At 44.5% G+C, this 25780-nt stretch carries 22 protein-coding genes; 14 read left to right on the top strand and 8 right to left on the bottom strand.

Features of this window, described 5'->3' with window-relative positions; translation table 11 throughout:
- Window positions 1-51: 51 nt before the first annotated feature.
- The gene (locus ACFQ1X_RS07835) at window positions 52-1716 is read right to left on the bottom strand and encodes a formate--tetrahydrofolate ligase (protein WP_144841571.1); all 1665 of its coding nucleotides are present in this window, start codon (window positions 1714-1716) and stop codon (window positions 52-54) included.
- A 181-nt stretch (window positions 1717-1897) separates the two neighbouring features.
- On the opposite strand from ACFQ1X_RS07835, the gene ACFQ1X_RS07830 reads away from it, so the two are divergent.
- The gene (locus ACFQ1X_RS07830; protein ID WP_144841572.1) at window positions 1898-2848 is read left to right on the top strand and encodes a ribose-phosphate diphosphokinase; all 951 of its coding nucleotides are present in this window, start codon (window positions 1898-1900) and stop codon (window positions 2846-2848) included.
- Between the two features lie 613 nt (window positions 2849-3461).
- Here the strand turns inward: ACFQ1X_RS07830 and ACFQ1X_RS07825 are convergent.
- Both ACFQ1X_RS07825 and tagD read right to left on the bottom strand, forming a co-directional pair.
- Window positions 3462-4628, bottom strand: a complete 1167-nt coding sequence (locus ACFQ1X_RS07825; RefSeq protein WP_379082003.1) for a CDP-glycerol glycerophosphotransferase family protein — start codon at window positions 4626-4628, stop codon at window positions 3462-3464.
- Complete coding sequence (tagD, locus tag ACFQ1X_RS07820) at window positions 4628-5020, bottom strand: glycerol-3-phosphate cytidylyltransferase (protein ID WP_144841574.1); 393 nt, start codon at window positions 5018-5020, stop codon at window positions 4628-4630. Before tagD ends, ACFQ1X_RS07825 begins: the two co-directional genes overlap by 1 nt.
- 117 nt (window positions 5021-5137) lie before the next feature.
- Between tagD and ACFQ1X_RS07815 the strand changes: the two genes are divergently transcribed.
- Genes ACFQ1X_RS07815 through tagH form a run of 3 tightly spaced genes read left to right on the top strand, consistent with a single transcriptional unit; the run spans window position 5138 to window position 8075 of the window.
- Window positions 5138-6409, top strand: a complete 1272-nt coding sequence (locus ACFQ1X_RS07815) for a CDP-glycerol glycerophosphotransferase family protein (RefSeq protein WP_144841575.1) — start codon at window positions 5138-5140, stop codon at window positions 6407-6409.
- Window positions 6410-6441: 32 nt separating this feature from the next.
- Window positions 6442-7248, top strand: coding sequence for an ABC transporter permease (locus tag ACFQ1X_RS07810; protein WP_144841576.1), 807 nt, complete (start codon window positions 6442-6444; stop codon window positions 7246-7248).
- Between the two features lie 17 nt (window positions 7249-7265).
- The gene (gene tagH / locus ACFQ1X_RS07805; protein ID WP_144841577.1) at window positions 7266-8075 is read left to right on the top strand and encodes a teichoic acids export ABC transporter ATP-binding subunit TagH; all 810 of its coding nucleotides are present in this window, start codon (window positions 7266-7268) and stop codon (window positions 8073-8075) included.
- A 519-nt stretch (window positions 8076-8594) separates the two neighbouring features.
- Here tagH and ACFQ1X_RS07800 read toward each other — a convergent pair.
- Complete coding sequence (locus tag ACFQ1X_RS07800) at window positions 8595-9362, bottom strand: WecB/TagA/CpsF family glycosyltransferase (protein ID WP_379081998.1); 768 nt, start codon at window positions 9360-9362, stop codon at window positions 8595-8597.
- Between the two features lie 685 nt (window positions 9363-10047).
- A complete protein-coding gene (locus ACFQ1X_RS07795) occupies window positions 10048-11148 on the bottom strand; it encodes an S-layer homology domain-containing protein (RefSeq protein WP_144838097.1) in 1101 nt (366 codons plus the stop codon).
- Window positions 11149-11683: 535 nt separating this feature from the next.
- Between ACFQ1X_RS07795 and ACFQ1X_RS07790 the strand changes: the two genes are divergently transcribed.
- From ACFQ1X_RS07790 to ACFQ1X_RS07765, 6 genes are all read left to right on the top strand, one after another.
- Window positions 11684-13051, top strand: coding sequence for a sugar phosphate nucleotidyltransferase (locus tag ACFQ1X_RS07790; protein ID WP_144838095.1), 1368 nt, complete (start codon window positions 11684-11686; stop codon window positions 13049-13051).
- Between the two features lie 90 nt (window positions 13052-13141).
- Window positions 13142-14095, top strand: coding sequence for a mannose-6-phosphate isomerase, class I (gene manA / locus ACFQ1X_RS07785; RefSeq protein WP_144838093.1), 954 nt, complete (start codon window positions 13142-13144; stop codon window positions 14093-14095).
- 292 nt (window positions 14096-14387) lie between these two features.
- Window positions 14388-15446, top strand: coding sequence for an S-layer homology domain-containing protein (locus tag ACFQ1X_RS07780; protein ID WP_144838091.1), 1059 nt, complete (start codon window positions 14388-14390; stop codon window positions 15444-15446).
- A 533-nt stretch (window positions 15447-15979) separates the two neighbouring features.
- A complete protein-coding gene (locus tag ACFQ1X_RS07775) occupies window positions 15980-16570 on the top strand; it encodes a competence protein ComK (RefSeq protein ID WP_144838089.1) in 591 nt (196 codons plus the stop codon).
- A 494-nt stretch (window positions 16571-17064) separates the two neighbouring features.
- A complete protein-coding gene (locus tag ACFQ1X_RS07770) occupies window positions 17065-17589 on the top strand; it encodes a DUF6241 domain-containing protein (RefSeq protein WP_144838087.1) in 525 nt (174 codons plus the stop codon).
- Window positions 17590-17962: 373 nt separating this feature from the next.
- Window positions 17963-18505: a DUF2179 domain-containing protein gene (locus ACFQ1X_RS07765; RefSeq protein WP_144838085.1), complete on the top strand. Its 543-nt coding sequence runs from the start codon at window positions 17963-17965 to the stop codon at window positions 18503-18505.
- A gap of 270 nt (window positions 18506-18775) precedes the next feature.
- On the opposite strand, the gene ACFQ1X_RS07760 is transcribed toward ACFQ1X_RS07765, so the two are convergent.
- Window positions 18776-18955: a hypothetical protein gene (locus ACFQ1X_RS07760; RefSeq protein ID WP_144838084.1), complete on the bottom strand. Its 180-nt coding sequence runs from the start codon at window positions 18953-18955 to the stop codon at window positions 18776-18778.
- 12 nt (window positions 18956-18967) lie between these two features.
- Window positions 18968-19834, bottom strand: coding sequence for a metallophosphoesterase family protein (locus ACFQ1X_RS07755; protein WP_144838082.1), 867 nt, complete (start codon window positions 19832-19834; stop codon window positions 18968-18970).
- Between the two features lie 178 nt (window positions 19835-20012).
- Between ACFQ1X_RS07755 and ACFQ1X_RS07750 the strand changes: the two genes are divergently transcribed.
- The 3 genes from ACFQ1X_RS07750 (at window position 20013) to ACFQ1X_RS07740 (ending at window position 21559) form a co-directional block, all read left to right on the top strand.
- Window positions 20013-20249 carry a hypothetical protein gene (locus tag ACFQ1X_RS07750; RefSeq protein WP_144838080.1) on the top strand — a complete coding sequence of 79 codons (237 nt, stop codon included), beginning with the start codon at window positions 20013-20015 and terminating at the stop codon, window positions 20247-20249.
- Between the two features lie 530 nt (window positions 20250-20779).
- Entirely contained in the window at window positions 20780-21076 is a 297-nt protein-coding gene (locus tag ACFQ1X_RS07745; RefSeq protein WP_144838078.1) for a YrhK family protein, read from the top strand.
- Between the two features lie 156 nt (window positions 21077-21232).
- On the top strand, window positions 21233-21559 hold the full coding sequence (locus ACFQ1X_RS07740) for a hypothetical protein (protein WP_144838076.1): 327 nt from the start codon (window positions 21233-21235) through the stop codon (window positions 21557-21559).
- A gap of 652 nt (window positions 21560-22211) precedes the next feature.
- Here ACFQ1X_RS07740 and ACFQ1X_RS07735 read toward each other — a convergent pair.
- Window positions 22212-23588, bottom strand: coding sequence for an LA2681 family HEPN domain-containing protein (locus ACFQ1X_RS07735; protein WP_144838074.1), 1377 nt, complete (start codon window positions 23586-23588; stop codon window positions 22212-22214).
- Window positions 23589-23821: 233 nt separating this feature from the next.
- Between ACFQ1X_RS07735 and ACFQ1X_RS07730 the strand changes: the two genes are divergently transcribed.
- Entirely contained in the window at window positions 23822-25612 is a 1791-nt protein-coding gene (locus ACFQ1X_RS07730; protein ID WP_144838072.1) for a S9 family peptidase, read from the top strand.
- Window positions 25613-25780 lie beyond the last annotated feature (168 nt).

The following is a 25780-nucleotide window of genomic DNA, read 5'->3' as shown; positions in this document are numbered from 1 at the left end:
ACTCCAACAAAAAACCCCCAAAAGCCCGCAAGCCCTTGAGGATCCTCCTATTTAAAACAACCCGATTGCTTCACCATTCACTCCAACATCCATCTTCAATGCGGCCGGCTGTTTCGGCAGGCCGGGCATCGTCATAATGTCGCCCGTCAGGCACACCAGGAAACCGGCGCCGAGTTTCGGCATGATCTCCCGAATTGTGACGGTAAATCCTTCGGGACGTCCGAGCAATTTCGGCTGATCGGATAATGAGTATTGCGTTTTCGCCATGCAGATCGGCAAAGCGTCCCAGCCGTATTTCTTCAATTCCACCAGCTGTTTTTGCGCTTTATCGGTCAATTGAATATCCGCTCCACCGTATACTTTCTGAACGATGATGCGCAGTTTTTCTTCGACCGAATCGGTTTCCTCATACAAAAGAGAAAAGTTTTTCGGCCGATCCAGTTCCTGTTTCACTAACGCAGCCAACTCCAAACCGCCGGCTCCACCTTGCTCCCACACATTGGTCAGCGCAATAGCGACACCGGCCGCATCAGCCCATTCAATGATTTCATTGATTTCCGATTCGCTGTCCGTCACGAACCGGTTCAGCGCGACAACCGGTTCGATGCCGAACTGGCGGATTGTATCGACGTGTTTGGCGAGATTCACCATGCCTCGTCTGACCGCATCCGAATCCGTTTCAGCGAGCAAACCTTTTTCAATCCCGCCATGCATTTTCAGTGCACGCACCGTCGCTACGATGACGACCGCATCCGGGTGGAATCCGCCTTTGCGCGATTTGATGTGCATGAATTTTTCGGCCCCGAGGTCTGCTCCGAATCCTGCTTCGGTCACCACGATGTCCGCAAGCCTTCTGGCTGTGTTTGTCGCCATCAGCGAGTTGCAGCCGTGGGCGATATTCGCAAACGGTCCGCCGTGGATGATTGCGGGCGTGCCTTCAATCGTCTGCACCAAATTGGGTTTTAAAGCTTCTTTCAGCAATAAAGTCAGCGCCCCTTCAACTTCGAGGTCACGCACAGTAATCGGCAAACGATCATACGTATAGCCGATGACCATCCGCGCCAACCGTTCCTTTAAATCTTCCAACGAAGTCGCGAGGCACAGCACCGCCATAATTTCAGAAGCCACCGTAATATCGAAACCGTCCTGTCTCGGAATTCCTCCAGCCGGTCCACCGAGCCCGATTGTCACCTGGCGCAGCGCACGGTCATTGATGTCCAAAGCGCGTTTCCATGTGATACGTCTTGGGTCGATGTTCAATGAATTGCCCTGGTGCAGATGATTATCAATAAAAGCAGCCAGCGCGTTATTCGCTGACGTGATGGCGTGAATATCCCCCGTGAAATGGAGGTTGATGTCTTCCATCGGCAGCACCTGGGCAAAGCCGCCGCCCGTCGCGCCGCCTTTTACGCCCATGACCGGGCCAAGCGAAGGCTCACGAAGCGCGACCATGACCGATTCGTTCAGTTGATTGAATGCATCGGCAAGCCCGACCGTAACGGTAGATTTTCCTTCGCCGGCAGGTGTCGGGCTGATCGCCGTCACCAGCACGACTTTTCCGTGAGCCGTGGCAGTGGGCAACGCATTGACATTGATTTTCGCTTTGTATTTTCCGTATAACTCCAGCGCTTCATCCGGAATTCCGGCTCTTTCCGCAATTTCCTGAATGGGCAAAATCTTAGCATCAGCAGCAATCGATAAATCCGTAAACGACATTCATTCCCCAACTTTCATTTTTCTTTTTATTATAACCATAGGTGAAATGAAAAGGAAAAATTCGTGTTCAATAAATACAATGAATAGTGGAAATACCCCCTAACTATTGGCTATTGCACCTCGGAAGCGTTATCATTAAAGCAACGGAAACGTAATTAAATTATTAGAAGGAGGCTGTCCATTGCCTTATCAATTAAGAAAAAACTTCAAGCTTTTCGCCTTGAATTCAAATCCGGAGCTGGCGCAGGAAATCGCCGATCAGCTGGGCTGTGAATTGGGTAAAAGTTTCATCAAACACTTCAGTGATGGCGAAATTCAAATCAACATTGAAGAAAGTGTCCGGGGGGCAGATGTCTATCTGGTTCAGTCGACATCCCAGCCTGGCAATGAACATGTCATGGAACTGCTCATCATGATTGATGCGCTGAAGCGTGCATCCGCGAATACCATTAATGTGGTCATTCCTTATTACGGCTATGCGCGGCAGGACCGGAAGGCGAGTTCACGCGAACCGATCACGGCGAAGCTGGTGGCCAATATGCTGGAAAAAGCAGGGGCTACGCACATCATTACGATAGATTTTCATGCACCTCAAATCCAGGGATTCTTCAATCTACCGGTTGATCAGCTGCGCGGCGGCAAGATTCTATCGGAGCATTTCGCGGATAAGAGTCTGGAGGATGCAATTGTTGTAGCTCCGGACAACGGCGGCCTGGGAAGAGCCCGGAAACTGGCCGATCACCTGAACGTACCGATCGGTTTTATCGATAAACGCCAGATGAAGCCGGGGGAACCCGAAACGGTCAATATTGTCGGGGATATCAAAGGCAAGAACGTCATCATCATCGTGGATATCGTTGATACCGCAACGACAATTTCCACCGCTGCCAATGTCCTCGTTGAAAATGGTGCGAAAGCGGTTTATGCCTGCTGCACGCATGCTGTCCTCTCCGGCCAGGCGGTTCAAAAAATCGAAGAGTCGGCCCTCACGGAACTGGTTGTCACCAATACAATCCACGTGCCTGAAGAGAAACGCACTCCAAAAATCACTATCCTGTCCGTCGCACCACTGATGGCGGAAGCGATTGAACATGTCCACAATGAGAAGCCGGTAACACCATTATTTGAATAGCGAAAGATCTTGCGTAAGAAAACGTTGAATGCATACAAAACGAAGCCGTATCCGAAACCTTCCAGGGGTTTTGAATGCGGCTTTTGCAGTTGCAATATATTCGCTCTCCGGGGTTAAGCGGTGAATTTTCCAGTCTGTCAGAACATTCACTTCAGCTTAAGAACTCCTAGTCCCTATTCAATATCTTATACTTGAATATGTCCAGATTTCTAAGAGAATAATACCTGCTGAGACTCGTGCTTTTCGCTAAGCTTATCCAGCCTTGGACCATGGTATATTAATCTGACATTGAAAGCGGGTATAACTGAAGGGACCGTCATCCACTCTTTATAAAGTCTGAATAATCAGTTTTATTTATATCTATTTTTGCTGAATTGATTTATGATGGATGTAAAGATGTACGACTAAAAGGAGGAAGGTATCATGGGAGCAACCTTTGCGCTTGTGCCGATGCTAATCCTTGCACTCATTGCTGTTATTGCAATCCTGGCCTATTTTTTCCTGCACCACTGGGCAAAATAGGAAGAACGAACGAAAACCTGCATGTCGAAAAGGAGACTCGAAATCGGATGATTTCGAGTCTCCTTTTTTTGTATTGAATTCCGAAAATCATTTATAAATCTTTCAAGTCGTAAATCTCGTTGATCAATTTCCTGGCAGAAACACCATCGGAAAAAGCGTTCCACTGATTCTTGAACCGATCGATTTCAGTATAATTGATGTCCGGGTCTTTGATATGGGTTATCACTTCCGCCGTAGTTCGGGCTATTGGACCGGGGAAGGAGGCTTCGTCCATCGACCATAAACCATGGGTCCGGCTATAGGATTCCAGGTCATAGGTGAAGAAAATCATCTTCTTCTGCAGCAGTGAGAATTCTACAGGGATGGAGGAATAGTCTGTTACTAAAATATCGCTGACCACTAAAAGGTCATTTATCTGCGGATAATCACTGACCAAAATAATGCGTGAATCAGTAAAATTCTGAACCGCTTTTTGGACGGACGGATGTGCACGGATTAAAAGGACGTGACTGTCATCAAGTGCTTCAAGAAATTGTGATGCATCAAGTTCCATCTTCATCCGGCTAAGGGAATCCTTCCTGAAAGTCGGCGCATATAATATGACCGTTTTTCCTGCCAGCACGGGGTAACAGTCATATATCCGTTCCAATCCCTTTTGCATGGCTTTTTTGTCAAAGTAAAAATCGGTTTGAGGTACGCCGGTGTGCAAAATCCGGCTTGGATCCAGATGGAAAGCTTCGATGAAAATATCTTCCATCTGCTGTGAGCCGACCGGTATATAGTGAAATTGATCATAGACTTTCTGGAATCTCTTTTTTGCTTTGTGGCTTCTTTTGGCGGTTTCCGGATCACCCCAGCCGAATTTCTTGAAAGCTCCGGCAGCGTGCCATAACTGCACACATGTAACTTCTTTCTTAAAACGAATAGCCGACAATGCCCCTGCATAATTATCAATGAAAATGTATTTGGCTGTCGCGAGGTGGTAGATTGAATGGGTTATTTCCCATACATTTGCCGTCCCGCTGAAATATATAATCTTGTTGTCTGCTGGAATCGAAGAAAAATCAACTTTGCATTTTTTATCGTTAATAAAAATTAATTGCTGCCGACTGGATGAAGCTAACTCCCTTGCTGTGAAAAAGGCATTGTCACCAAACGTGGAAAGGAAAACAGTTTTATTTGTTAACGGAAATAATTTAAAAAATATAAAAGCAATTCTGGTTGCGCCAAGGTATAAAGAAATTAGAAGTTCCTTCATCATTGTTTATTCAAAAGGTCTGTTTTTATTTTACTTGTCGAAATACCATCCGTCCTTGGAATATAAATGACCTCGCAATAATCGGACAGTTCATCGAATTTTCCTTCCCAATCCGAGCCCATCACAAAGACAGCTACATGATTAGTCGTAATATCATCTGCCTTTTGGTCCCAGCTGGTTTCGGGAATCACTTCGTCCACATACTTAATAGCCTCCAATATCATCTTTCTTTCTTCAAATGAATGGTACGCCGCTTTTCCTTTGTGGGCATTGAACTCATCTGAAGAAAGCCCGACTATCAGATAGTCACCGAGCTGCTTCGCCTTTTTCAGGACATTTATATGGCCATGATGCAGTAAATCGAAGGTCCCATAGGTGATGACTTTTTTCATAGGCTTACTCACTCCATCCGATGGAATTTTATGAGTTATAATAAAATGTTATGAATATATATTATATGTTATCATTTTAAATAGCTAATGAAAATACTGAGCAGAAGAGGAAAATAAATGATTCTGTATAAAAAAGTGCAACGATTGACGGGGGACGACAGTTTCAGGTTTGCAAACGTTGAAGCTGGTTTTTTGAAAAAAGGGGTGGTAAACGGGATTGGCAGGCTAAAAAACAATGGAAGTTCCCTGCAATTATTCAAAATTTTATTCATTGTGACAGGACTCCTGCCCAAAAAGCGGAAGCTTGTCATTTTTGAAAGTTTTCATGCACAGCAATACAGTGACAGTCCCCGTGCGATTTATGAATACATGAAAGAACACCATCCCGACTACCAGTTGCTGTGGAGTGTTGACAAACAAGCACAGAGTCTGTTCCAGGACTTTGGGGTGCCATATCTGCGCCGCTTTTCTATCGCCTGGTTTCTCAATTTCCCACGTGCGAAATATTGGGTGAATAATGTCCGTTTGCCTGCCTGGATGCCAAAACCGAAAAAAACAGTCTATATCCAGACGTGGCACGGGACGCCTTTAAAAAAACTTGGCATCGATATCGAAGAAATTCATATGCCGGGTACCAATACAAGCAATTACAAAAAGAATTTTATAGTAGAATCGAGTAAATGGGATTACCTGGTATCCCCCAATTCATATTCCTCGGAGATTTTCAGAAGAGCTTTTCATTATCAGGGCAAAATTATTGAATCAGGATATCCGCGAAACGATCTGTTATCCCGCCATTCAACGAATGTAATCAGCCATGTGAAAAAACAGCTGGGAATCCCTGAAGACAAAAAAATAATGCTTTATGCACCGACGTGGCGTGACAATGAGTTCTATGAAAAAGGGAAATATAAATTCAAATTTCAATTCGATTTGGATAAATGGCAGCAGGAATTTGGCGAGGAATGGGTCCTGCTGTCAAGAATGCATTATCTGGTAGCTGAAAATTTCGATTTCTCAGCATATGAAGGAACAGTATTCAATGTCTCTTCATATCCGGATATTAGGGAGCTCTATTTGATGGCCGATCTGATGATCACTGATTATTCTTCGGTGTTTTTCGATTTTGCCATACTGGACCGGCCGATCGTTTTCTTTATGTATGACCTGGACCTGTATCGGGATCAGCTAAGGGGTTTTTATTTCGATATTGAAAAAGAAGCTCCTGGTCCGATTGCGGAGACAGAAGCAGAGCTGTTCGATGCACTAAATAACCTGAAAGATTCGGATGTCCAACTGAATCCGAAATTCAGCGTGTTCAAAGAGAAGTTTTCCTCGTTGGAAGATGGCAATGCGGCAGAACGGGTAGTACAAGCATTTTTGGAGTAATGTGAATGAAAGCGAGTAGGTGAGAATCCGGGATGAAGTCGATGATGAAAATACTGAAAGAACAATTCCAATATTTCTATTTGGTGAGAAGGCTTTCAGTTTATGAATTGCGGAGTTTGACGAGTGGGAATTATCTGGGGATGGCCTGGGAAATCATTAATCCGGCTATTCAAATTACGATCTATTGGTTTGTTTTTGGGTTCGGCATCCGGCAACGGGAACCTGTTGGCGATATACCTTATCTGCAGTGGATGTTTGCCGGAATATTGGTCTGGTTCTTTATCACCCAGGCAGTCATGAAAGGTTCCAAAGCGATTTACAGCAAGATAAAGATGCTGGCCAAGATGAATTTTCCGATGAGTGTCATCCCAAGCTATGTAATTTTCGCGCAATTTTATCCGCATTTAATCCTTTTGGGACTTGGCATCATCTTTCTGCAATTCATCGGATACCCGATTTCCATCTATTATATCCAATTGCCGCTTTATATGCTGGGGCTGCTTGCGTTCCTGTTCAGCCTGGTTTTGATCACCTCGACATTGACGACGATTGTCCGGGATGTGCAGATGCTGCTCCAGTCCATTATGAGGATGCTGTTGTATCTTTCTCCAATCCTTTGGCCACCGACTCTATTGCCGGAGACATGGCAACCTTATATGAAGTTAAATCCTTTTTATTATATAATCGAAGGGTATCGTTATTCTTTGCTCGGGGAAGGCTGGTACTTCCTGGAGAATCCGGTTTATACGGCATATTTTGTTGGAATTATCCTGATTACATTCGTAGTGGGTTCATATCTGCATGTGAAATTCAGAAATCAATTTATTGATTTCCTCTAAAATGGGAAGTGATGCCAATGGCAAAGTCAGTGGATGTCCAGAATGTATCGAAACGATATAAATTATACAAGAAAAAGTCTGAACGCCTGCTGGATTTGATCAATCCGGCCAAAGAATACGGGGAAGAATTTTTTGCTCTGAGGGATGTATCATTCAGTGTGGATGAAGGAGCCATAGTGGGTCTTATCGGCATAAACGGTTCCGGTAAATCGACATTAGCCAATATAATCGCAGGTGTTATTCCTGCTACTTCCGGCAAAGTCATCAGCAAAGGGAATGTTGCGTTAATAGCAGTTAATGCGGGACTTGATAATAAACTGACCGGCCGGGAGAATATCGAATTGAAACTTTTGATGCTTGGATTTTCCAGTCAGGAAATTGAAGAGATGGAAGAGGAAATTATTGAGTTTGCCGAGATTGAAAAATTCATCGATCAGCCCGTCAAGTCATACTCAAGCGGCATGAAGTCACGTTTGGGTTTCTCTATTTCTGTGCGGGTGGATCCGGATATTCTGATTATTGACGAAGCATTATCGGTAGGGGACAAAGCCTTCGCTGAAAAGAGCTTCAACAAAATGATGGAGTTCAAAGAAAAAGGAAAAACGATGTTCTTTGTCAGCCATTCAATTTCCCAAATGAGGAAGTTCTGCGATGAAATTGCCTGGCTGGAATTCGGTACACTCAAAGAATACGGACTGGCAGACAGTGTACTGGAAAAGTATGAGCAATTTCTTGAAGACTATAAAGAGATGACAAAAAAAGAGAAGGCGAATTATCGCCATGAAGTTTTAAAAAAATATGCTTCGGCAAAACAAAAAATCCTTTAAACGATTTGTTTAAAGGATTTTTCCATTTTGTTGAGAAAGTAAAAATGAAAGCCGATATTCCGCAAAACAGCTTGCTTGCCAAAACCCGTGCTCCTGCATCGCTGCGCTAGCTTCGTCGCAAAGCATTGGCCGAACTACCTTCGGCCAACACTTGGCTTGCGCTGAGCTAACTCGGCCTCGTTGCACTTCGCCCGAGTGGATCTTGCACTTCGTCGGCATTCGCCTGCTCCCCTGGGCGTCTTCGCTTTTTTGCTCCATATCTCAGCTTACTTTTTATAAAGGAATCGACGTTTAAGTGTGTGGTATGTGAGAAGGTGAACACTTGCATTAACAGCACAGAACAGAATGAAGCGGCAGGCGGCGACTCCATCGGGAACCAGAGCTAGTCCTGAGACCCCGCAAGAGCGAAGCGATGAGGAGGCTCAGGCAGCTCCCCGAGGAAAGCGTCCGCCTAGAGCGAAATGATTGGAGAAGTGGACAGTTTTTTGACAGCCTCAAAAAATCCTTTAAACGATTTGTTTAAAGGATTTTTCCATTCTCTTTTTTTAGGATCCTGCTCCTTTTCCACTTTTGCTTAAATACCAGCATAAGATAAAGAGGCAATTGCATCATTCTTTTTCCCCTGATGGGCTGAGTAAGCAAACGGTACAGCCATTCCAGATTGTGTTTAATCCAGAATTGAGGGGCACGTTTGGAATTCCCCGACAGGACATCAAAACTGCCGCCTACACCCATTAATACTGCATGTGGAAATAGATATTTATAATCAGCAATCCATTGTTCCTGCAACGGAGCACCAAGACCCACAAAGACAAAATCAGGTTTGGTTTCTGCAATTTCCAAGGCAATATCTTCCCCTAAGCCTGAATAGCCGTTTTTGGTTCCAGCAATTTTAAAATCATTATACAGTTCTAAGGCATTTAGTGCGGCTTTGCTTGCAACGCCTTCTTTCGAACCGAAAAAATATATTGTTTTCTTATGTTCACTTGCATGAGCCAAAAATATATGGAAGAGGTCATAACCGGTAATTTTTTCTGCCAGTGGCTGATCAAGTATTTTAGAAGCAAGCATTATTCCGCTGCCATCAGGAACGATATAGTTGGCCTGCAGAACTGATTTACGGTAGGAAGGGGAGTGCTTAGCAGTCATTATAATTTCAGGATTGGCAGTAACTATAAATATATTCTTTGTTTTAGAACTTAACTCTCCATAAATTCTCTCAAGAAAATCTTCCAGGCTTAGATTACTGATTGGAATATCCAGGATCATAACTTTATTGTAAGGCATACCCATCCTCCGTCCTTATAGAATACAGAGCTATAGCATCGAAGCTCTGGTTCATTTATTAGTGTCATGTACTGGGGAAAGCCTCTGCTTCTCCAATTAGAATACATTAAAAATTATAATATCACAATATTCGGAATATTTATATGACTATTGTTCGGGCCATAGCCGATTAGACTGTATTTTAACCTGAAAGTATCCGGTGTTGTCAGGCATCCATAAGCGAATAATGTCATTCCAAATGAAGAGAGACCCGGCAAACATTGCCGGGTCTCTCAGGCTGTCGAGAAACCGACAACTTCTCCAATCATTTCGCTCTAGGCGGACGCTCCTCTCGAGTTCAAAGTAAAATCAGAATGCTTTTTTCTTGAAATAGGCTTAAAATTTTTCTTTTAGAGAAAACAATCTGAGATATGGAGCAAAACAGCGAAGACGCCCAGGGGACCAAGCGAAGTGCTGAGATCCACTCGGGCGAAGTGAAACGAGACCGAGTTAGCTCAGCGCGAGCCAAGTGTTGGCCGAAGGTAGTTCGGCCAATGCTTTGCGACGAAGCTAGCGCAGCGATGCAGGAGCACGGGTTTTGGCAAGCGAAGCTGTTTTGCGGAATATCGGTTTTCATTTTTACTTTCTCAACAAGCTCAGAGACCCGGCAAACATTGCCGGGTCTCTCTTTGTCATTCCTTCAACTTTACACTGTCCAACGGTCGTTGATGATCGCCACTAATACCCAATCTCCGCTGCTGTTCTTCTCGAAAACCATGTTCAGGCTTTGCCAGTCCAAACCATCATATTGGTCTGTGCCCGGGAAATAGTATTCGACAATGGTGGCTTCGGGATACAGTTGATGGATAAACTCTGTTGCTGTTGGATAGTTGCGCCCGTAACGTTCTTTGGCGGTGTATGTGGCTTCCAACAAATATTCATCGTAATATTCGGCAGGCGTCAAATTGATTTCGAAACCGCTGCCGTCCTCATACCCCCATAAATAATCGTTCGAATCAGTCATGAAGCCGGAAAGTTCATCTTTCGTGAAAGTGACTCCGCCACTGTCGACGCAGCCGCCGGCATATGGGCAGAACTGTAATCCATCTTCAGAACTGACATAAGCTGCCACGTCAGCAAAATCCTCAGCCTGGAGCTCCGCAAGAATTTCATTGGCCGTCATCAGCAATTCCTGTTTATCAGGAATGAAGCTCGGTTCGATGGCGCGGGCCAGCATTGCCGCAAACTGAGCGCGTGTGACGGAAATGTCCGGACGGAACGTATTATCCGGATAACCGCGAACCACTCCTTGCTGGGCCAGCCTTGATACAGCATCGAATGCGTAATGGCTATCCGACATATCTAGGAAATTATTATCCGGCGCTTCCGGGAAATAGATCCCTCGGTCCAGCATTACTGCGGTGTGGGCACGGGTGGTGGTTCCGGTTGGCCGGAAATTGTCATTCTCATCACCGATGACTATTCCCGCATCAACAGCTGAAGAGATATAGCCGGAATACGGATGGCTGGCTGACACATCATTAAAACCAGTTGAGCGAGGGGTGTCGTCCAGGTTGAGAGCGCGTCCAATCATGGTGACAGCGTGAGCCCTGCTAACTGGATCATTTGGCCGGAAAGTGCCGTCAGGGTACCCATTGATGATTCCTTCTTCATACAAGTAAGCGATTTCAAAGGCGAACTGATGGTCTGCAAAGACGTCATCAAACAGAACAATAGCTTTGGCAGGAGACAGAAACGTACTGAACATCAGAATGGCGGCAGCAGCTAAAGATAAAATAATCTTCATCTTTATCCCTCCCTGTTTGATTTAATATTACCACAATGTGATGAATGGAGTAATGTTTTATTGTTATATATAATAATAAAATGACATTTATTTATTTCTGAAGATGCAAAAGCTAAAAACAGAATCCTGGAGCAAGAATTTCCTGTTAATACCATGTTCATGAATTGCAGAAACTCTGAACAGACCTGGATTCGTCATGAAATAAAGCGTGGCTGAAAGACCGGCTTTCTGTTCACCCAAATCACCTTGCTCTGAGTGATATCGAGTGCTGAAAATTATCGAACCAAGCTATGGAATTAATATTTTTTAAATACTCAGAATACTTAACCTTTATTTAACCTCGCATGATTATGCTGAGTGTACAAATTTTTTTTAGTGTTGAAAGATATCGTAAACAGGGAGGGATATCAAAGACATTATTAAAAATATGGTTGACAGGGACCCAGGCACTCACTGTGTTTTCTGTTTATCGACCTGAATGAGCAAAATGAATCTGTTCGAACCCGAACTTACTTTATGGATTAGGAGGGAACTCATGAAATTAGTATTGCTGTCCGGAGGATCCGGAAAAAGGCTGTGGCCATTATCCAATGATTCAAGATCGAAACAATTTTTGAAAGTTTTGAAAGATGCGGAAGGCAGAAAAGTGTCGATGGTGCAACGTGTGTGGGGGCAATTGGAAGAAAATAAGTTAGCTGCAGATTCTATTATAGCCACCGGTCATTCGCAGGTGGATATGATCAAAACCCAATTGGGACCTGAAGTACAGATCGTAACAGAGCCTGAGCGTCGGGATACATTCCCCGCAATCGCCCTTGCTGCAGTCTATTTGTATTCGCAGGGGACGGACCTGGACGAAGTGATTGCAATGCTGCCGGTCGATCCGTATGTGGAAGACAAGTTTTTCCAACGGGTGCTGGATCTTGAATTCGCATTAAGAAATTCAAATGCAAACTTGGCATTGATGGGTGTCACTCCTACTTTTCCTTCTGAAAAGTATGGCTATATTGTACCGAAGGATTTCGATAAAGATGAATGCTTTACAGTCGATTATTTTAAGGAAAAACCCGATGAAGCACTGGCTAAACATCTGATCGGAAAAAATGCTTTATGGAATTGCGGCGTTTTTGCTTTCAAATTAAAGTATATTATTGATCTTCTGATTGAAAAGAATATTCCGGTTGATTATGAAACACTTCTACAAAATTATCATCTGCTGCCGAAAAACAGTTTCGATTATGAAATTGTCGAAAAGGCGAAGCATATTATCACACTTTCCTACACTGGCTATTGGAAAGACCTCGGAACCTGGAATACCCTGACTGATGAAATGGCCACGATGGTTACCGGTAAAGGCATCATTGGAGAAGGTGTTAAGAATTCCCATATTGTCAATGAACTGGATGTTCCCGTCATTCTGTTGGGGCTGGACAATGTTGTAGTCGCTGCCAGTCCAGACGGCATTTTAGTCACCGACAAAGAGGGCAGTTCGAAAGTGAAAGAGTATGTCAAGGGCTTCGACGACCGGCCGATGTATGAAGAACGCAGTTGGGGCTGGTATCGCGTCCTTGAAAAAACGAAATACCCGGAAGGCAATGGTGTGCTGATTAAACGGCTGAATATCACTGCAGGAAAAAATTTGAGCTACCAAATGCATTATAAACGCAGTGAAGTATGGACAATCGTGAGAGGTGAGGGGATCTATGTCCTGAACAATCAGCTGCGGCACATACGCGCAGGGGATGTCATCTATAATTCTCTCGGGGAAAAACATGCAGTGAAAGCCATCACTGATATGGAAATCATTGAAGTTCAAACTGGCAGTGAATTGGTCGAAGAGGATATGCACTGCATTGCCGATGACTGGAATGATATCGAAGCTCTTTGCAAAATTACTATTTAAATGGACAGGTCACTCCGCTGTTTAAGCCCTTGCTGAAAAAGTTCACCAAAGTTCCAGTGAAAACTGATTATGAATGGAGGGGTCATTCCCGTGTATAGTGAACCTGTTTTTCTAGAACCGGCGTTTCAGGAGCGGATCTGGGGCGGTACCAAACTGCAGAAATTATACGGCTACAATATTCCCAGCGAATCCACTGGGGAAGCCTGGGTTATTTCTGCACATCAAAAAGGTCCATCTATTGTAATGAACGGGTTATTAAAAGGGAAAAGCTTATTGGAAGTATGGAAGGAGCATTCTTATTTATTTGGAAATATTACTGAATCGGAAACCTTCCCTCTGCTGACAAAAATACTGGATGCCAATGATGACTTGTCCGTCCAGGTACATCCGGATGATCTCTACGCCAGGGAAGTCGCTGAAGAAAAATTCGGTAAAACGGAATGCTGGTATATCCTTGATTGCGATGAAAATGCGGAGATCATTTTCGGACATTATGCACAAAATGAACAGGAATTTAAGGAAATGGTGACGAACGGAGATTGGACTGGACTGCTGCAGCGTCTGCGGGTGAAAAAGGGGGATTTCGTCTATGTTCCGAGCGGAACCCTTCACGCAATCGGGAAAGGGATCGTCATTCTGGAAACCCAGCAAAGTTCGGATATCACTTACCGTGTTTACGATTATGGACGGACCGATGCTGCCGGGAACTGCCGGGAACTGCATATTGAACAAGCCCTGGCTGTTACGAGCTGCCCCCATAAAGACACTGCCAAGACGGATGTTAAAGACATCAACGGGGATCTGGAGTCCACCCAATTGATCGTAGACAAATATTTCACTGTCTATCATTGGAAACTGGACGGCAAAACAACCACTCCTTTAAAGAAGGATTTCCTGCTCATGAGTGTGATTGAAGGTGATGGGGTAATTATGATTGATGGAAAAGGCTCGTTGCTCAAAAAAGGGGACAACTTCATACTGCCTGCCACAATCGAAGAATACGGTATTGAAGGCAATTTGGAGATTATTGTTTCTCACACTTAAAACTGCGGCTTTGCATCAGAGCAACTTCAGCTTATAAAAAACGACTTAAGTACACATATGCCGCCTTCGGAAGCCGTATAGGTTTTCGAAGGCGGCATTTTTATATTTAACTGGAAAGGTCAATGGTTATCATGTCGAACTCATCGGCCTAGTGTAGATTTGTAAATACTGATTTTAGGGTAATGTTTATTAATAAATATTTACTTTAATGATAAAAAAGTGATGTTTTCGGCTCTGTCAAATGCTAAAATATGTGTAAGAAACTGGTTTGCCTAATAGAGGAGTGATAAGTGTGAAGAAAGTGTCGGGTGTGCTTGTCGTGCTGTTGTCTTTGCTTTTGGTCCTGCCTGCTGCCGCTGCCCCGGATTTGCCGGAAAGCCATCCGTATTTTGAGGAAATAAATTATCTTTTGGAAAATGAAGTGATAAAAGGGTATCCAGACGGAACCATTCGGCCGAATGCGGAAGTGACACGTGCACAGGCAGCCATAATGATCGGGAGATTAAAGGACTTGGATGGCTCAGCACAAGCTACTCCTTTCAGTGATGTAGCAGCAGGTCATCCTGCCAGTGGCTATATCGCTGAAGCCGCAAAAGCCGGTTATTTCCTGGGTTCTGAAGACGGAACCTTCCGTCCAAATGCGCCAATCATTCGAGGGCATATGGCGTTGATCATGGAGCGCGTATTCGATCTTGCCTTTACGTTCAACGCGTCATTCACGGATGTGCCTCAAAACGCTTATTACGCCGGTGCCATCAGCAAAATCCTGGCAGCCAGCATCACCAACGGTTATCCGGATAACACGTTCCGTCCGCATCAGCCAGTGACGCGTGGACAATTTTCCGCATTTCTGGCACGCGCGCTTGAGCCGGAATTCAAAAATGATGCAGTGATTGCCCAGTCCTACCAAAAAGACAAAACCAAAACCTATGGCTACAGCATGTCAGACGGCACAACAGCCATCCATCGTTTTGAAGATGTGCCCGACCGCGGCGACCTGACTTATGGATTCATGTGGACGGTCGAAGTGGACGGCGACAGTTACGAATATCTGGAGCTTGAAAATTATGCGTTCTTTGCATTCGGCTATCCGTATTCGGAATACTCCCCGGCACTTGTCTACCCGGTTCAGATGGGCAAAACTTTCAATACCGGATTGGGCGATGAGTCTTTCATCCACACCATTACAGGAGTCGATAAAACCGTCGAAACAGCTTACAGAACATTTACAAATGCCGTGGAAGTGACCACGCAGGACGGCTTCAGGTATTATATGGTTGAAGGTTTTGCAGTTGTTAAGTCGATCAATCCTCAGGGAGTGGTTGAAAGTGAATTGATAAGCGTTGAATGAATAATTGCCGCATCCGAAAACCTTTATGGTCCTTCGGATGCGGTTTTTCTTTTTTAGATGAAACTATAATTCATTCTATATACCAAATAAAGCAAAAATTATAATTGACTAAAGGTTAGTTGTAAAGGTTTAAATGAAAAATTTTGAATGCTATAGAATAAGTAATTTTAATAGTAAAAAAGATACAAAATAATTAGACAATTTATAGGCATAAATATATAATTAACAAAGTGAGCATGAGAAGAAAGCGCATTCATTAGCATTCAGTTTAGATATCAGCCACCTTACATAAAGGTTGTAACTGAAGTTGAAAAAAGGTGCCAGAGCTCTTTGTTCATTTTTTAGATGTATAGCAGAAATGCATTTGGGAGGTGAGATGGAAGTGAGGTCAATATTGGTGGCAACAGAAAACCTCCGGATAGAGTAGTCTGCCCGACAACTATCCGGAGGTGGCAGTTGGACTGTACCAACTATAGGTTAGTATACTCCATTTTAGCTGAAAAAATAAGCTTTAACTAAAAGGGGATAGCCAAATGAGAAGAAAACCGAAGATTCATTTAGAAATGAAATGGGAATATGCAATTGGATCAGACACGATAATCATTATGCCCAACTTTGATGACAATGGATTTCTCCATTCTTTATTGGGCAAAAAGGAAAGTGTCTCGAAAGTCGGATTAAGTCCGTATGATCTGATTGATGTGAATTTGCGTTTCCGTGGTTCGAGTATGATTGGAGCCCTTGAAGGTGCTCAGGCGATACTCGGGAAAATGAATATGAACCCGCTGATTCTGGACAGGGAACGCGAGATTATCCTGTTTCCATGCAAATCACCGTTTCGTGAAGACTGTGTGTGGCTGGCGCTATCGCATGTCAAGCATTACCGGCACGCCGGCAAAAGCCTGACGCAGGTTGCACTCAGCAATGGCAGCACGATCACTCTTGATGTAAGCAAGCAGACATTCGAGAAAAAAATGCAGCGGGCTTATGAACTCCAGGGCAAGATGCGGTCACAACGGATGCAGTTTGACGGCAAAGTGATGGAAACGGGAGCCACCTACCACCTGAAGAAGAATAATGAACGCAGAAATTACGAAGATGGGATGTTGGAGGAGAAAGGCTAAAAGGGACTTCTTAATATAAAAGTAGAATTAATAATCTTTAGTAGCCGATATTCCGCAAAACAGCTTGCTTGCCTGGGGGCTTGCGCTGAGCTAACTCGGTCTCGTTTCACTTCGCCCGAGTGGATCTCAGCACTCGCTTGGTCCCCTGGGCGTCTGCGCTGTTTTGCTCCATATCTAAGTAACTCTCTTAGCGCCAAAGTGGTGGTAAATCAAATTCTTTTCTTCAACTCATTATAAAAGGAACATTTTAGCAATAAGATAAAAGTGACATTATAAAAGCACAAGGCTCCTGACCCTGGAGACTTGTGCTTTTTTCAGTGAGCCGAGTAGAAATGGAACATACTGCCAGGCATATTCGATGCAAGCATGCATATCTTCCTGTATACTTGGATGGGTCATATAGCATAGAAGAGGATAAGTTAGCTCATCTAGGCAAAATCATATATAAAAAAGGTCAAACAGAAAAGCTGTTGATCAATACAGGGGGACAATTTATGAAAACCATCTTAACAACAATAACGATTTCCATTCTGACATTAGCTGTAATCGCAGGTGCGGGTTATTGGTTCATCCAGGATTTCACGTCAAATGACGCGGAAGAAATCTCTGCAGTTGCAGATCAGATCGAAGAGCGAAAATTAAGCGATGATACTGTTGAAGCTTCAGACTCTGAAGGAACAGCCGATAAACCTGTGGAGGATATGCCGGAGGGTAAGCTGCAAACCTACTTGCATCAAATGACTCATCAGAAGATTGTGGCTGCCAAGAAAATAGGGGCCGTCGAAATGACAGACGAAAACATTGAAAACATGCTCAGGATTGTAAGGGGAAATAAAGAGTTCTATGAGCACAGCGAATTTTATGAAGAAACACTGGTGGCCTGGGAAAAAGGCGATTTCAGCAATGCAGTGTCTGCCCATAATACCATCTGGAATTGGCACGGGGGGACTGTGGGAAGAGCCACGGGACTGATGTCCGCAGAGCAGGAGCAAGCATTTGTAGAAAAGAATTTCAGATAGATGATAATAACAAAAATCAGGTGACCTTTAATTTATCGGTTACCTGATTTTTGTTTTCCTGGCAGGGAGCGGCCGGAGCATCCTCGCACGCTTCGAAAACCGTTGCTCCTGTCTCTGCACCGCCTGACGCTTCATTTTTTTCTTTCTCAACAAGCTCAATACCCGATCTGGATGCCAGAAGAGGAAAGGAAGCCGCTTTATCTTGCATGAATTTACACTATACATTGCATATAGCACTATCCTCGGCTTTCTTGTCTATGAGATATGCAGTAATTTGCGCAAATTACGTTTAATCTTTTTCGGCAGGGGAAAAAGAAAATAGCATAAAAATAATTATGGAAAATATTTCATAAATAAACGGAGGAGATTCTGTTTGGATATACATCCTCTCTTATTGGTACTCATCATTTTCAGTATCAGTCTGAGTTTCGTCACCCTGTCGACGATTCGGATGATCCTGACACTGAAAGGCTATCAATACTCGGCAGCGGCGCTGTCGGTCCTGGAAGTTGTAATCAATATTCTTGGTTTAGGGCTGGTGCTCGATAATATAGCGAATGTCCAGAATTTATTGGCCTATGCTTTCGGTTTTGCGGCAGGAATCGTCGTCGGTTCCAAAATTGAAGATAAACTGAGTCTGGGTTATGTGACAGCAACTGTCATTTCACAGGATAACAGCGGCGCACTTGCGGTGCAGCTGCGTGAGAAAGGCTACGGCGTAACGGACTGGGAAACGAATGGTTATGAAGGAAAACGCAGTTCGCTGCAGATTCTGATGCCAAAAAAACAGGAATTGAAGCTGTATAAGACGGTGAAAGAGCTGGATCCGAACGCCTTTGTCGTTGCTTATGATGCCAAAACGATTTACGGCGGATTCTGGATACGCGCCATTAAAAAACGGAATATGGTGCATTAAAAAGAGCGGGTGAGGTTAAAGCACACCCCCCTTGGAGTCTGGCGGCAAATTGTTTTTTCAGCAGGCATAAGACTTCAGAATGTGAGGTTTTTCATATTCCTGAATGGAATGCATTGTAATGCACAGCAAATAAAGGAAACGAGAAATAGCGTCGCTCCTGCAAGCCACGGGAGGACGTGTATTTTTATGGGCTCCTTATCTTTGCAATAAAATCGATATAAAGAAAAAAGCCAGGAATGAGGAGTAAATCCGAAATTCCTGGCTTTTTTACTATTTCTTTTTGTTTTTATCCTTGGGAGTTAATGGAGCAGTGTTATTGGCAACAAAGGGAACAGGGGAAGATGTTTCGTCCTGCTTTTTATCATTGTCATCAAATTCTTCCTGAATGTCCAGATTGGCCTGAGTTGCTTCATCTTCCTGTACATGGTGTTTCTTTTTATTGTCTTCCATATGAATCACCCCTTAAGTCAATTTGATTTTTTCAGCCACTAATGGGATGGCGTATTTAACGTCGGCTTCTGTTCCGAGAGGATGAGGATTAAGGCGGAAATGGTCGATCGCATTGCCGATTGCCTGTGCCTGCTGCCGGAGACTGGAATCATCAAATGGCACATAGTCGATTGAAATCATCGTTTCTGAGACTTCGATGACGCGTACAGCCTGCTCATCCAAAACGGCGGCGATTTGCAGGAATGTCCACTGCTCACGGGCTGCAATGGAGTTGAAGTGGTTATGTCCGTTGACATACAGGCCTGCATTCTGCTTTTTATTCAGTAAATCCCACACCGGAATATCCGGTGAAATGGAACGTTTTTCTTTGCTGGAGTTTTTGGTGGTGCCGTAAACCGGGTGGTGGCCAAAGGTGATGAGCGGCCGGGAGCCGGATTCTTCCACAACTTCGGCAAGCCAATACTGCTGCTCCGTGTCTAAGGTTCCGCCCCAGTCTTCATAATTCTGCTCCTGTGCCGTGTCGAGAAAGGCCAACACCGCGGTTTCGGTCGAAATGGAATGAAAGCGGTCCTGCTGGGTGATCTTCAGAACTTCTCCGCGTTTCATGGCGTACACATCGTGGTTGCCGAGCACATGGACAAAGGATTTCTGATGCTGGTCGATGATTGCATAAATATCCTCCAGTTCATCTTTCGTTCCAAAATTCGTCAAGTCGCCAATGGAGACATACAGGTCCGCGGGGATCGAGAAAAAATGCGCCATAAAGCTTTCATAAAACAATTGCCGTTCACCTTGCGACAAAGCATAGTCCTCTTTCACCGTAGGATAATGCAAATCGCCAATCACTGCAATTTTCATGCTTTCTCCAGCTCCTTTCATTCTCTTGCCAACTCCATTGTCCCAATCGTTTATGAAGGATGTGATAAGGGAGTGTTAAGAATTGTAAAGATGATGTATGAGCAATAAAAAACGCTGGTGTTATCTAAGGAACAGGAACTGATTATTTTATTTCCGGAGGGGTAAAGGATAGGAAAAGAATCCATATGGAGGGATAGCAATGACGAAAAAAGAAAATAACAATGAATCATTTATAGACAAGGTGAAGCAAACTTTTGATGGAAACGATAAAAAGGAACAAACGCAAAATGAAAAGCATGTCATCGAAAACCAACACGAAAACGCACCGGATGAAGGAAGAGAAGATGTGCCGACACAGGATAAGGTGATCCGGGACCCGGATACCGGTGAAGAAACGTTTATCAAAAATGATATTAAGAATTGGAAACGGAAATAAACTGTTTTGGATGCTGCTTTTGGGGGGAGATCCCAGAGGCGGCTTTTTTGCCGTTGCTTTGATTACTGCCCGCACCGGTCAAGAAAGAAAATAAATAAAGTTTGCTTGAGGGGGAGCGGAATGGAGATTTTCACAATCGGCCATTCGAGCTATTCAAAGAAATTTTCGGGAGGCTGCTGACAGACCATTCAATCGAAGTGCTGGCGGATGCTCGGGCATTTTGCTGCGCAATCAACAGACCCAAGAGAACACACCCGCAGATTTAATTTATCGAGTAGCCAATAGAATACTTAAGTGCAAAAAATGAAGGTTTCGTTTGGAAGAAAAGTCATGAAAAAGAGATTTAAAGAGGGTTAAATTTTCCGTTTATTCCCTCCAATTTTACTTTTATTTCTTTTTTGAAAAATAGGGTTGAAAATGATGCGATTCGGTTATGTATGGAGAAACAAAATAAAGTCTTCCCGTTGCTTTTACCCTTGGAGCCAATTAGCCGAAGCAGCTAGCCACTAGATGTTGAAGGAGGATAGTATATGCCCAGCATTAAAGATAAGGGAGATTGTCTCGAAATTACGACAGGGGCCTCAAGGGTGATTTTTACAAAGCATTGCAGACTCACAAGAACCATCAACGACTTGCTCGTTGGAACCTTTTTTGTGTTCGGCAGCTTGCTCAATCTTCTTGCCATTGCCGAGTTATACGGCAATCTGCTCTACTTGTCCGGCAGCCTGATTCTGGCTTGCCGCGCAGTTTACAGCGTCAAAGAGAACATCACTGTTCATCACGAAGTAAAGCTGGAACAACCGAATTTTGATGAGAAGATTTATTGAATGGCTCTCAAAGAGTTAATCAGGCCACGGAAATCAACTGGTTTCCGTGGCCTTTTTTGACTTCAGGGTTTATTGGGCTGAGGTTTAGAGAATACTTAGTAAGGAAGGCATCCTACATAAATGTCGTAAATTATGAATGAAAGGAGACTTATTATAATGAGTATGCAAAAAATCCAGACCAACGATTTGGTGAGGGACGAATACGGCAATCATTATCTGGTGGTTGGAGCGCATGAGGAAAAAGGCGTGTTGAAGAATATTCAAGTATCGAATTTATGGTACGAGCAGGCTTTCCGTGAACGTTTTGAAGATGCGAGCGGCGGCAAGTCAGTCGGCATCCAGCTGCAGGAGAAAGTGAACGGTTATATTGAAGAAACAGAGCGGAACGAACGTCCAATCTACGGCATCCGCGACCTGATTGTGAATCAGATCGATGTGTATGCAGTGGATATTACGAAGCCGCATCCGAATAGTGTGTTATAGGAAGAAATGTATATAAGTTGAACTAAATAAATTCTAATAGTCGATATTCCGCAAAACAGCTTCGCTTGCCTGGGGGCTTGCGCTGAGCTAACTCGGTCTCGTTTCACTTCGTCCGAGTGGATCTCAGCACTTCGCTTGGCCCCCTGGGCGTCTTCGCTGTTTTGCTCCATATCTAAGCTTTTTTTCTTCAGCGCTGGTACGGACCTAGTCCATAGCGTTGAAGCGTTATGTTTATAGTAACTCTTCAGTTCAAATTATATAGATGGCCACCTCCAAAAGACTTCTGTATCTATTGGAGGTGGTTTTTGGGTTTTTGAATGATAGGAATTTCCTGTAATTGAATAATTATAGATGAGCTGTTATTTTGTGCGCGGAAAAGCCGCTTTATGCCCGGCTAAATAACTATGCGTTATTAATGATAATAATATGTCGTCTACCTAGGACTCAGAATCAGCCTTCACCCCTCACCAAAGTTCAAAACCCCCTAGTGCATGCTTTTCGCCGAAACCCAGGCGAAAAGCGAAAAACCACAAGCCAAAAACTTCAGCCTTTTAAGGAAGCTTTCGAGTTTTGCGAAAGCTTTTCTATACAAATGTTTTCCCAAAACAAAAACCGCCTCTCTCTAAGAGGGAGACGGCTCAACGATTTGCATTTATTTTTTCCCTGACCCAATCGCAAACACCAGGTACATCAAGGCGTTGCGGGCTTTGAAACACGTCGACAAGGCGAGGCGTTCGAGTTCACCCTGGGTCACCTGATGCTTTCGGAGTTCGCCGGTTTGGGCGACTTCTTCTTTTTTAGTGATGACCTGCACAAAGCTGCGTTCCATCTGATCCCGCAATTGGAGAGAACGGATCATAGCAAGGTTCTGCGATTCGGAACGTTCGTAGCCGTACATTTCTTTAGATAACCAATATAATGCTTTTAATGCGCTGTTTTTGGTATCGCGGATGAACGGTTTGAGTTCGTTTTTCGGATGGTCGTCCTCGAACCAGATGCGCTGCATGCCGGCACGCGGGCTGCTGATTTCAAGTTCATAGTAATGGTTGAGGAATTGGGCGGTTTTATTGAATAAAGAAAAGGTTTGGCGGTACACCATCTTCAATTGCTCGTTGCGTTCAGGTTGGGACGGATCCTTTTCAAGAGCTTCGAAAAGCTGCTCGCGCTGTGCCGTGAATTCCGCAAAGAGGGAATCCATGAAAGCTTCAAGGAATACACCCTGCTCTTTGTCCTCGCCTTTATAGCGATAGCGAAGCGTATCGATTTTCATGGTGCCTTCCGGATCGACCTCATTATCCGGATTCAACAGCAAATGCTGCTTCGCACACCAATTACGATAGTCATTTTCACGGCCTTCGAAAAAGTTCGGCTTGTAATTTGCGGTGACGTCGACCGGCCCGATTTCATCCAACATTTTTTGTGCCAGCTTCAGGCGGTCTGCATAAAGCGCACTGCCATTGGCATCTTCGATATTTTCAATCCCTTGGCTCAACAGTTCACGCGCCTTATGGAGAGCGTCCGCTTTTTCTTCCTTGCCGGTCAGGAATGTGGAATAAAACAAGAGTCCCCAGCCGCGTTCCGCATCCTTGCGCTGATAGGACGGATCAGTAGTTTCAGACTCGACCATCTGCTCAAGCACATGCAGCCCATCAAGCGAGCGGCCCACATAAATCAGTACCTCGGCATAATTCAGGCAGATCTGGTTCCAGACAGTCGGTGGAACTTTGCCGCGGAATTGGAAAAATAAGCTTTCGAACAGGAACAGCTGCCGCTGTTTCATCGGGCTGTTCCAGGCTTTTTGCAATTGGTGGCGGATACCCAGCTGGCTCGACTCAAGAAGAATCGCCAGCGGGTAGGCAGTCTGCCCCTCCAAACGTTTTTTCAGGTGAGCGATGATGTCATTAAGCTTTTCCGGTTCCGTTTTCGATTTTTGGAACTCCTGCAAAAGTAATTGTGTCGCCTGGTATAATTCCTTTATTTCAAATTGCCCGTAGTCATCAGACTGGGCAATCTCCTGTAAATTTGTCATCGGGAAGCCTCCTTGGGTGTATGGTTCGTTCGAGTTTTGAGTCTTTTTAAAAGACTATTAAGCTATACAACTTCTATTGTAACGAAAAGGCGTGTGCTGGTCACCCCTCGTTATCAGAATTGCGTGGAATTTGGAACTGTCACCCAAGCAATTTTGCGCTATAATGGAAGATGTGTGCATAAGATTCAGTCATCTCAGAAGAAACAGAAAATAAGATTTCAGGAGGAAATACAATGATCAATTTTCCGAAACCAACAGTAGAGCAATTTTTCCGTACATATACAATTTCCGATTTTACGGTGAGTGCGGATGAGAAGCGGCTGATCTTCAGCTCAAATTTAAATGGCAATGTGAATTTATGGGCAATGGATTTGCCGGCAGGATTTCCCTATCTGTTCGCACAGCGGGACGAGTCCGTAAGTTTCATCAAAATTGATTCGGAAAACCGCTTTGTTTTGGCGGGTTATGATAAAGACGGCGATGAGAACCATCAGATTTACGCTTTGCCTTATGAAGGCGGGCTGCCGCAGCCGCTGATCACAGGCGAGCCGGATGAAAAATACTTTTTTGAACATTTAAGTGAAGACGGCCAACGCCTTTATTACGTTACATCAAACGGAAATCCGACTTTCCTGAATTCGCACGTCCGCAATCTGGAAGACGGAACGGATACGCTGCTTCATGAAGGGGAAGGAGGCGCGACTCAGCTGGTTGCCGTTTCCGACAATGAAGAAGCGATCGTCTATTCACGTGCCCTCGCCAACACTTACGTTACGTCATTTGTGAAAATCGGCGATGAAACTCATAACCTGACGCCGGATGCTTCCAAAGTCCATATCGCGTCTGAACCGGTATTCACGGATGACAACACCATTTACTTTGTGACCAATTATGACAGCGAATATAATTATGTGGCAAAATTTGAAATCGGTTCGAAGCAATTCTCAAAAGTTCTTGAGATTGACAATGAAAGCGTGGGCGACTTGAAATGGCATAAAGAGAGTTCCACTTTCTACGTTGCGACTGAAAAAGGAGTAAGTGATTTTCTTTACCGTTTCGATTTGAAAATGGAGAAACCGGAGAAACTGCAATTGCCTGCAGCGATCATTGATAAAATTCAAGTGGCCAAATCGGGCTCACTGTATTTATTGGGACGGAGCGCAACCGTACCACACAATATTTTCCGTTTGGAAAACGGCGGTGACTGGATGCAATTAACGAAGAACAATGTGCTTGGCCTGGGATCGGAGCATATGGTGGAACCGGATGTGGTTACGTATAAATCATTTGACGGGATGGAAATTGAGGCTTTATTGTTCAGGGCAAAACCTGAAAACGATAATGGCCATACGATTTTCTGGCCGCACGGTGGACCGCAGGCGGCGGAGCGGAAAATTTTCCGTTCGATGTTCCAATGTTTCCTGAACCGGGGCTATTCCATATTCGCACCGAATTTCCGTGGAAGCACAGGTTACGGCGCATCATTCGTCAAACTGGTCGAACAGGACTGGGGAGAAGGGCCGCGTCTCGATTGCCTGGCCGGAATCGAATGGCTGTTTGAAGAAGGCATCAGCGACCGCGAGAAATTATTCCTCGTCGGCGGAAGCTACGGAGGCTATATGGCATTATTGCTGCACGGCCGCCATCCGGAATATTTCAAAGCCGTCGTCGATATTTTCGGCGTATCGGATCTGTTCACTTTCTACAACTCGGTGCCGGAACATTGGAAGCCGATGATGGAACGCTGGATCGGCAACCCGGAACGTGATAAAGAGCGCTTTATCAAAGACACGCCAACGACTTACCTTGACGGCATGGTTAAGCCGATGCTGGTCATTCAGGGGGCAAAAGACCCGCGCGTCGTCAAAGAAGAGTCCGACCAGATCGTCGCCAAGCTGAAAGATGCCGGGCGCGACGTCGAATACCTGGTGTTGGAAGACGAAGGGCACGGTTTCTCGCGTAAAGAGAACGAGATTGCTGTGTATAGCCGGATGCTGGAGTTTTTAGGAAAGCATCAGGGGTAATACCGAAGAAAATAGAACCCGGAGCAAGCAGAAATCTCTGCTTGCTCCGGGTTCTTTGTGATTAAAGGGATGGAAATGATTTTAGTGATAAGTTTTTTGGTCTAGCGTGGGGTGGTGAATCGAGTAAATTAAGTTTGTGTGCGGTAAAACGGATTTGTGTGCGATTAT

The sequence above is a fragment of the Metaplanococcus flavidus genome, assembly GCF_042675885.1.
Classification (GTDB): domain Bacteria; phylum Bacillota; class Bacilli; order Bacillales_A; family Planococcaceae; genus Planococcus; species Planococcus flavidus.
This window is presented reverse-complemented; position numbering and strand designations above follow the sequence as displayed.